General features: G+C 33.5%; 4 protein-coding genes. All 4 read right to left on the bottom strand.

The features are described 5' to 3' along the window. Positions 1-67 precede the first annotated feature (67 nt). Positions 68-259: a hypothetical protein gene (locus C502_RS0117920; protein WP_018680128.1), complete on the bottom strand. Its 192-nt coding sequence runs from the start codon at positions 257-259 to the stop codon at positions 68-70. A gap of 5 nt (positions 260-264) precedes the next feature. Beyond that, complete coding sequence (locus C502_RS0117915) at positions 265-543, bottom strand: hypothetical protein (protein ID WP_018680127.1); 279 nt, start codon at positions 541-543, stop codon at positions 265-267. Between the two features lie 291 nt (positions 544-834). Further along, positions 835-1,392, bottom strand: coding sequence for a plasmid replication DNA-binding protein (locus tag C502_RS0117910; RefSeq protein ID WP_018680126.1), 558 nt, complete (start codon positions 1,390-1,392; stop codon positions 835-837). A gap of 63 nt (positions 1,393-1,455) precedes the next feature. Further along, a complete protein-coding gene (repM, locus tag C502_RS0117905; RefSeq protein WP_018680125.1) occupies positions 1,456-2,379 on the bottom strand; it encodes a replication initiation protein RepM in 924 nt (307 codons plus the stop codon). Between the last annotated feature and the right edge of the window lie 110 nt (positions 2,380-2,489).

Raw genomic sequence — 2,489 nt, 5'->3', positions numbered from 1 at the left:
CCATTATGTTAAATGGATATTGTGCAAATGATAAAATGTGATGTTCAATCCATCCTATTATTAAATATTATTTAGCTGGGATTGATGATATTTTTTTCCCTTTCTCATCATAGACGTAAATCCAACTTCCTTTCTTGACGCTTACAGTTGATGATGTAAATCCGTGTAAGGCATCACCTGCAAGTGCAGCTAATTTACGCCCTTTTTCATCGTATACATAAATCCAACTTCCTCTATGAACAGCACTTGCAATAGCCATATTTTTTATTCCTGTTCAAATACTTCTGTGAAGTGGCTTTTATTAATAATTACATATGATTTTCCAGTGTCTTTATATAAAAGTTGGTTTTCTTCAGCACTAGAACTCGTATCTTCCCAGATATCCGCCCAACGATCATAAATTTCATTCCAGATAACATTAGTTATTCTATCTCGTTGAAACCAAGTTAAAAGTTCCCATTTATAAAATTCAACATACCCACAGTGTTGTAATTCAGCCATTTTATTACTGAATAGAGGGTCAAATTTTTTTGCTAATGACATATCATCAATCCTATAATTTTTTATTGTGATTATAATGCAATATTATAATTTTAATTTCAACTTATATTTTTAATTTAAAATTATAATTGGTACTTATTTTAAGAATTTCTAAAATTAACATAATACGCCTTATGCGAAATACTTGAACTTTTCCTTTTCGCATCAATATCTTAAAGTAAGCCGTTCCCGAGTTCAGCACACTGGAACGGCTTTTTCGTGATCTTTCACGTTCCACGCCTATTCCGTGATTATTTCTCTATATTTTTATTCATCTAGATTAAACAATCTTGATTAATCATAGGGTCTAAAAAAACGACTCCAAAACCCTCTTTTCTCAGTCTCTGGTTCAATGTGTTCAGGCACAGGAATCCGCTTATTTTCTGTTTCGACTGGAGTAGTCAATCCGTCATCTTTCGGCTCGGGTTCTGACCGAGGATCTGTTGCTATATCTGGAGCAGATTTCTGATCGGTAAACGTAGTCATATTGGATTGTGGGGGCTTCATTTCAATGAGTGTCAGCAGTGTATCTATACGAGCATTTGCCTTGGCTTCACGATCTTCGGCTTTTTCTAACTGTTTTTTTAGAAAATCAATTTGGTTTTTGAGTTCTACAACTGTTTTATCAGTGTATTCAGATGTATTTTGATTTTGTATTGGGGACGTATCGATACGTTTTACTTGTTTTACTCCAAAAGGTTCTCCATAGACACGGAGAAGTTCTGAAAAATCTATAAAGCCATCGTGGTCACGGCTTAACACACCGTTTTTTATATCTTTATATAGCGTAGCTCGAGATTTTTTATACAGGGTTGCAGCATCACTAACACTGTATTTTGTAGCTGTATTCATAGTGTATTGCTGTGTATTTTGAAAACGTATTGGAGAATACAATATGTGTATTCTCCAATACACTCAAGCTTTAAAGCCTAAGTTTTTTAGATGAGGCAAAAACTGTTTTTGCTGTATTGGATCTCTTAGCATTTCTTTGATTTTCGCTGCTAGGCTCTCATAGCTTTCATTACCATTTGCTAAGTTTGAAAATTCAGGTAGACGTGAAAGCTGATTGCCAAACATATTGATTTGAGCATCTGTCATTTGTTGGAATGCTGTTTGGGGCGTTCTAGTTAATTCTTGTTGAGATGGCCTAACTTTCGATTTAATTCTGAATTGAATGTCAGTGATAACTCGTCCTTTTTTGAATTGGTCATAGTCAACGGTAATATCAGTGTGTTTATTAATTTCACTTACTGCTCTGTCTAATACGTTGGATTTAAAGTTAGACATTGTTGAATATTCAGTCGCGTCAAGACCTAACTTTGATCTAAGATCGTTAATACTATATTTCTCAGTTTTTGCTACATTCAACCATTTAATTAATAGCTCATATAGTCTTATGCTATATTTACTTCTAAAATCAGATACTTGCTCTATATGATATTTGGTAAATTGTTCGCTTAATCGGCTAATTAAGCTGATAACTTCGTTGCTAAGGTATAAAACAATAAGACCATTAGAATCTACATAGGTCACTTTGTTTACCCAATTTGCTGTAGTAAGAGCCTCTAGGCCCTTATATCTATCTAAATAACTGAACTCCCTTCTTTTTAGTGTTTTTGCTGCCTCTCTGAGCAAGCCATAGGCATTATTACTATCCACTTTAAATTGATGAATGTAGTCGCTTACAAGCACTTCTATTGGTGTATCTGGCGTGAGATTAGAAAACTCTCTAGCTCCAACTATGGCCAAGAGCATAATACGTTGCTCTATGAGTGATAAGTTAAAAGAAGCATCGATAAGAGCATTATCTTTAACAACTAATTTATTGTTATTTGTCATGATATGAAGCTTATTAATTCATTTAACTAGGTTATATGTTATATATTTTAAATAGTCAATAATCTATCTATTCATATACCCCTTAAACCTATCTTTATCACCCCTTAAAC

It is taken from the genome of Acinetobacter tjernbergiae DSM 14971 = CIP 107465, assembly GCF_000374425.1.
Classification (GTDB): Bacteria; Pseudomonadota; Gammaproteobacteria; order Pseudomonadales; family Moraxellaceae; genus Acinetobacter; species Acinetobacter tjernbergiae.
The sequence above is the reverse complement of the archived record's forward strand: the minus strand, read 5'-3'. Positions and strand labels throughout refer to the sequence as shown.